The organism is Pseudomonas nitroreducens TX1 (genome assembly GCF_000313755.1).
Classification (GTDB): Bacteria; Pseudomonadota; Gammaproteobacteria; order Pseudomonadales; family Pseudomonadaceae; genus Pseudomonas; species Pseudomonas nitroreducens_A.
Genome location: NZ_AMZB01000118.1, coordinates 147,886 through 153,899, shown reverse-complemented (window position 1 = coordinate 153,899; position 6,014 = coordinate 147,886). Strand labels below are relative to the sequence as shown.

At 63.4% G+C, this 6,014-nt stretch carries 5 protein-coding genes; 2 read left to right on the top strand and 3 right to left on the bottom strand.

Features of this window, described 5'->3' with window-relative positions; genetic code table 11:
- Positions 1-90: 90 nt before the first annotated feature.
- From C167_RS0117625 to C167_RS0117615, 3 genes are all read right to left on the bottom strand, one after another.
- A complete protein-coding gene (locus C167_RS0117625; RefSeq protein ID WP_017519612.1) occupies positions 91-1,422 on the bottom strand; it encodes an SPFH domain-containing protein in 1,332 nt (443 codons plus the stop codon).
- A 124-nt stretch (positions 1,423-1,546) separates the two neighbouring features.
- Positions 1,547-2,269, bottom strand: coding sequence for a UDP-2,3-diacylglucosamine diphosphatase (lpxH, locus tag C167_RS0117620; protein ID WP_017519611.1), 723 nt, complete (start codon positions 2,267-2,269; stop codon positions 1,547-1,549).
- Between the two features lie 4 nt (positions 2,270-2,273).
- Positions 2,274-2,780 carry a peptidylprolyl isomerase gene (locus tag C167_RS0117615; protein WP_017519610.1) on the bottom strand — a complete coding sequence of 169 codons (507 nt, stop codon included), beginning with the start codon at positions 2,778-2,780 and terminating at the stop codon, positions 2,274-2,276.
- A 121-nt stretch (positions 2,781-2,901) separates the two neighbouring features.
- On the opposite strand from C167_RS0117615, the gene C167_RS0117610 reads away from it, so the two are divergent.
- Entirely contained in the window at positions 2,902-4,584 is a 1,683-nt protein-coding gene (locus C167_RS0117610; RefSeq protein WP_026079133.1) for a glutamine--tRNA ligase/YqeY domain fusion protein, read from the top strand.
- A 3-nt stretch (positions 4,585-4,587) separates the two neighbouring features.
- Positions 4,588-5,976: a cysteine--tRNA ligase gene (gene cysS / locus C167_RS0117605; protein WP_017519608.1), complete on the top strand. Its 1,389-nt coding sequence runs from the start codon at positions 4,588-4,590 to the stop codon at positions 5,974-5,976.
- Positions 5,977-6,014 lie beyond the last annotated feature (38 nt).

Genomic DNA, 6,014 nt, shown 5'->3' with positions numbered 1-6,014 from the left:
CCATACAAGCGAGCTTGCTCGCGAACCAGCCCAGCGCCGGAGCTTCTGGGAAATACATTCGCGAGCAAGCTCGCTCCAACAGATACCGACTCAGTCCTTCACCTTCAGGTCCAGCGCCAGGTCACGCGCGGCCTTGGTCGCCAACACGCCCATCAACTGGCCGATTTCGTCCTGACGGCTGCTGGCGCTGTTCTGCCCGCCGGCCATCATCACGCTCGGCACCGGCGCCTGGGCAGCGGCTTCGGCCCAGACCTTGTTGATGGCGATCAGCGCGTCCAGTTTGGGCTGCAGCGCGCCGTCCGCCTTGATCACCGCTTCGCGGGCATAAGCATCGGCGTCGGCGGTGATCTTGGTGGCCTGCGCGGTCACGGCGGCCTTGTCACGCAGCAGCTCGGCAGTCTGCTTCTCGATCTCGGCGCGCTGCTTCTCGCGCTCGGCATTGATCACCGCCAGCTGCTTCTCGGTCTCTGCCTGGGTGGTGCGCTCGATCTGGTCGCGCAGGGTTTCCTGGCGCTTGGCTTCCACTTCCTTCTCGCCGCGGGCGGTGACCAGCAGCTTCTCTTCCTCTTCCTTCAGGCGGTTCTGGCGAGCCACCGCCAGCTCGGCCAGGGCCTGCTGCACCTTGACCATGCGCTGCTTGTACTGCGGATTCGGGTCGACGTTGGTGATGCGCGCCTCCACCACTTCCACGCCGAACTTGCGGAATTGCTGCTGTTTGCGCACCGGGATGCCTTTGGCGTCGGTGACCTTCTCGGTGACGAACTGGCTGGCATTGTTGTCCCCGAAGCTGCCCTGTTCGGTGCCGGCCTGCAGGATCGCGGTCTGGTGCGGTAAGGCGCCGCGCGGGCCGCGGACTTCCTTACGCTTGATCAGGTACAGGCCGTCGTTGAGCTGGTTCTCGAACTCCGCGGCGAACTCGCTGCGGGCGCCGGCGTAGTAATCGTCGGCAGTCATCAGCGAGGCGGTGGCCTGCAGGGTTTCCTTGATCGCCGGGACCAGTGCGGTGCGGATGAAATTGTCCGGGTTGCGGTATTCCTGGGCCATCTTCAGGAACTGGTCGCCGCCGGGCAGGCGGAAGCGCGCAGAGGACTCGACCTTGGCGTCGACATTGCCGAGGAAGACGATGGGGAAGGCTTCGATGGTGGCGCCCAGCCCGTCGTTGTCCGGGTTGTTGTCGTTATCGTCCATAAGCAGCACGGACTGCACGCTGATGGCTTTCTTCCAGGTGGTGGCCCGGCCGAACCACTTGGTGGCGTAGCCGACATCGTCGACGATCTTCTCGTCGCCGAAGATGGTCCGCACGTGGGTCATGAAGCCGGCTTCGTTATAGAAGAAGACGCCGTTGAACAGGATGAAGCCAGCGGCGACCAGCGCCAGCGGCGCCGCGCCGAATTTGATGAGATTTCCTTTGGAGACCAGCATGTTTCTTCCTTGAGTGAGCAAACCCGCAATGCTGCTGAAGACGGCAGGTCCTGGTCAATAGGAAAGGTCTTACAGTGCGAGTCGGTTAACATCAGAAGGCCACCATTGCAGTGGCCAGGATGGTTCAGAGCGGGAAGGGCGCCTGCTGCAGGCCCTGCTCGTCGGCTTCCAGGGCCCAGCCCTGGCTGCCCCAGTCGCCGAGGACGATTCGCCGCGCGGGGCGGCCATCGATTTCCAGTTCGTGGACGGCGGGACGGTGGGTATGTCCGTGGATCAGGATGCGTACGCCCTTGTCGCGCATGATCTTCTCCACTTCCGCCGGGGTGACGTCGACGATCTCGCTGGCCTTCATGCGGGTCTGTGCGCGGCTTTCCTTGCGCAGCTTGCGGGCCAGCTTGTGGCGGGTGGCCAACGGCAGGTTGCGCAGGATGAACAGGCTCAGCGGGTTGCGCAGCCAGCGGCGCAGCTTCATATAGGCTGCATCGAGGGTGCACAGGCTGTCGCCGTGCATCAGCAGGATCTTCTCGCCGTCCAGGTCGATCAGGCTCGGGTCGCGCAGCAGGGTGCAGCCGGCTTCGCGGCAGAAAGCCTGGCCGATCAGGAAGTCGCGGTTGCCGTGCATGAGGTAAACACGCGTGCCGTGGTCGGACAGTTCGCGCAGGGCGCGGGCGATGGAGTGCTGGAACTCGTCCATGCCATCGTCGCCGATCCAGGCTTCGAAGAAGTCGCCGAGGATATACAGCGCCTGCGCCTTGCGGGCGCGGGTGGAAAGGAAATGCAAGAACGCCCGGGTGATGTCCGGGCGTTCCGCTTCAAGATGCAGGTCCGAGATGAACAGGACGCTCATCGACTCACTCGCCGATGACTTCTGCTTTCTCGATGATCACGTCGTCGGCCGGTACGTCCTGGTGGCCGGAGCGCATGGTGGTGGCAACGGTCTTGATCTTGTTGACCACGTCCATGCCGTCCTTCACTTCACCGAATACGCAGTAGCCCCAACCCTGCACGGTCGGCGCGCTGTGGTTGAGGAAGTCGTTGTCGGCGACGTTGATGAAGAACTGCGCGCTGGCCGAATGCGGCTCCATGGTACGGGCCATGGCAACGGTACCGATCTTGTTGCCGACGCCGTTGTTGGCTTCGTTCTTGATCGACTTGCGGGTGGTCTTCTGCTTCATGCCGGGCTCGAAACCGCCGCCCTGGATCATGAAGTTGTTGATCACGCGGTGGAACACGGTGTTGTCGTAATGGCCGGCCTTCACGTACTCCTTGAAGTTGGCCACGGTTTCCGGCGCCTTGTCGTCGAAGAGTTCAAGGGTGATATCGCCGAAATTGGTCTGCAGTTTGACGGTGGTAGTCATCAGGGAAATCCGCTCTTTTGAAAAATCGAAGGCCTGTCAGGGGGTTGACAGCTTCGGCTATGATAAGCGCTTTGGTTTGGCTGGCCTACCCTGGCCGAACACCAGCATGATCAAGGACACCATGAGCAAGCCTACCGCCGATACGAAAGAAGCCCCTGTTGCCGCCAACTTCCTGCGCCCGATCGTTGCGGCCGACCTGGAAAGTGGCAAGCACCAGAAGATCGTCACCCGCTTCCCGCCGGAGCCCAACGGCTACCTGCACATCGGCCACGCCAAGTCCATTTGCCTGAACTTCGGTCTGGCCAAGGAGTTCGGCGGTGACTGCCACCTGCGCTTCGACGATACCAACCCGGCGAAGGAGGACCAGGAATACATCGACGCCATCGAGGCCGATGTGAAGTGGCTGGGCTTCGACTGGGTCGGCCCGGTGCGCTATGCGTCCAGCTACTTCGACCAGTTGCATGCCTGGGCGATAGAGCTGATCAAGGCCGGCAAGGCTTTCGTCTGCGACCTCAATGCCGAGGAAATGCGCGCCTACCGCGGCTCCCTGACCGAGCCGGGCAAGAACAGCCCGTTCCGCGACCGTTCGGTGGAAGAGAACCTGGACCTGTTCGCCCGCATGAAGGCCGGCGAATTCCCGGACGGCGCCCGCTCGCTGCGCGCGAAAATCGACATGGCCTCGCCGAACATCAACCTGCGCGACCCGATTCTCTATCGAATCCGTCACGCCCATCACCACCAGACCGGCGACAAGTGGTGCATCTACCCCAGCTACGATTTCACTCACGGTCAGTCGGACGCCATCGAGGGCATCACCCACTCCATCTGCACCCTGGAGTTTGAGGATCACCGCCCGCTGTACGAGTGGTTCCTGGCCAACCTGCCGGTCCCGGCCCAGCCGCGCCAGTACGAATTTGCGCGCCTGAACCTGAACTACACCATCACCAGCAAGCGCAAGCTCAAGCAGTTGGTGGACGAGAAGCACGTCGACGGCTGGGATGACCCGCGCATGTCGACCCTCTCCGGTTATCGCCGCCGCGGCTACACCCCGGCGTCGATCCGGACCTTCTGCGACATGATCGGCGTGAACCGCGCCGGCGGCGTGGTGGACATCGGCATGCTGGAATTCGCCATCCGTGACGACCTGGATGCCAACGCAGGCCGCGCCATGTGCGTGCTCAAGCCGCTGAAGGTAGTCATCACCAACTACCCGGAAGGCCAGGTCGAGAGCCTCGAGCTGCCATGCCATCCGAAGCAGGACATGGGGATGCGCGTGCTGCCGTTCAGCCGCGAGATCTACATTGATGCCAGCGACTTCGAGGAAGTCCCGCCGGCCGGCTACAAGCGTCTGATTCCCGGCGGCGAAGTGCGCCTGCGCGGCAGCTACGTGATCCGCGCCGACGAAGCCATCAAGGATGCCGACGGCAACATCGTCGAACTGCGCTGCAGCTACGACGAAAACACCCTGGGCAAGAACCCCGAAGGCCGCAAGGTCAAGGGCGTGATCCACTGGGTGCCGGCCGCCGAGAGCATCGAGTGCGAAGTGCGCCTGTACGACCGCCTGTTCCGCTCCGCCAACCCGGAGAAGTCGGAAGAGGGCGGCAGCTTCCTCGACAACATCAACCCGGACTCCCTGGTAGTGCTCAAGGGCTGCCGCGCCGAGCCTTCGCTGGCTGGAGCTACCCCGCATGATCGCTTCCAGTTCGAGCGCGAGGGGTACTTCTGCGCCGACTCGAAGGATTCCAGGCACGGCGCCCTGGTGTTCAACCGCACCGTGACCCTGCGCGATTCCTGGGGGCAGTGAGGCATGGCTGACTTGCAGATCTACAGCACGCTGTCCAAGACCAAGGACGTCTTCAAGCCGCTGGTCGGCAACCAGGTGCGCATGTACGTGTGCGGCATGACCGTGTACGACTTCTGCCACATCGGCCATGCCCGCGTGATGGTGGCATTCGACGTCATTGCCCGCTGGCTGCGCCACCGCGGTTTTGACCTGACCTACGTGCGCAACATCACCGACATCGACGACAAGATCATCCGTCGTGCCCAGGAGAACGGCGAATCGTTCGAAGACCTGACCGCCCGCATGATCGCCGCGATGCACGAGGACGAGGCGCGCCTGTCGGTCCTGCGACCGGACATCGAGCCGCGCGCCACCGGCCACATCGCCGGCATGCACGAGATGATCCAGACCCTGATCGACAAGGGCTACGCCTACGCGCCGGGCAATGGCGACGTCTACTATCGGGTCGGCAAGTTCGCCGGCTACGGCAAGCTGTCGCGCAAGAAGATCGAAGACCTGCGTATCGGTGCGCGGATCGAGGTCGACGAATCCAAGGAGGATCCGCTGGACTTCGTGCTCTGGAAGGGCGCCAAGCCGGGCGAGCCGAGCTGGGAATCTCCGTGGGGCGCCGGGCGTCCCGGCTGGCACATCGAGTGCTCGGTGATGTCCACCTGCTGCCTGGGCGAGACCTTCGACATCCACGGCGGCGGCCCTGACCTGGTGTTCCCGCACCACGAGAACGAGATCGCCCAGAGCGAGGCGGCCACCGGCAAGCTCTACGCGGCCAGCTGGATGCATGCCGGAGCGGTGCGCGTGGACGGCGAGAAGATGTCCAAGTCCCTGGGCAACTTCTTCACCATCCGCGAAGTGCTGGAGAAATACCACCCGGAAGTCGTGCGCTTCCTGCTGGTATCGAGCCATTACCGCAGCCCGATCAACTACTCCGAAGACAACCTGAAGGAAGCCAGGGGCGCGCTGGAGCGTTTCTACACCGCGCTGCGAGGCCTGCCACAGGCGGCGGCCGAGGGTGGCGAGGAATTTGTCGCGCGCTTTGGTAGTGCAATGGACGACGACTTCGGTACGCCGGAAGCGGTTGCCGTGCTGTTCGAGATGGTCCGCGAGGTCAACCGCCTGCGCGAAAGCGATCCGGCGGCAGCTGCTGCATTGGCAGCGCGCGTGCGTGAGCTGGGTGCCCTACTGGGCGTGCTGCAGCTGGATGCCGACGAGTTCCTCCAGGCTGGCGCGGCCGGCAAGGTCGACGCGGAACAGGTCGAGGCGTTGATCCAGGCACGCCTGGATGCCCGCGCGGCGAAGAACTGGGCCGAATCCGACCGTATCCGCGATGAGTTGACCGCTCTGGGCGTGGTGCTGGAAGACGGCAAGGGCGGTACCACTTGGCGTCTCGCCGAGTAATAGCTCCTTGAAAATGAAAAAGGCCGCTGATCAGCGGC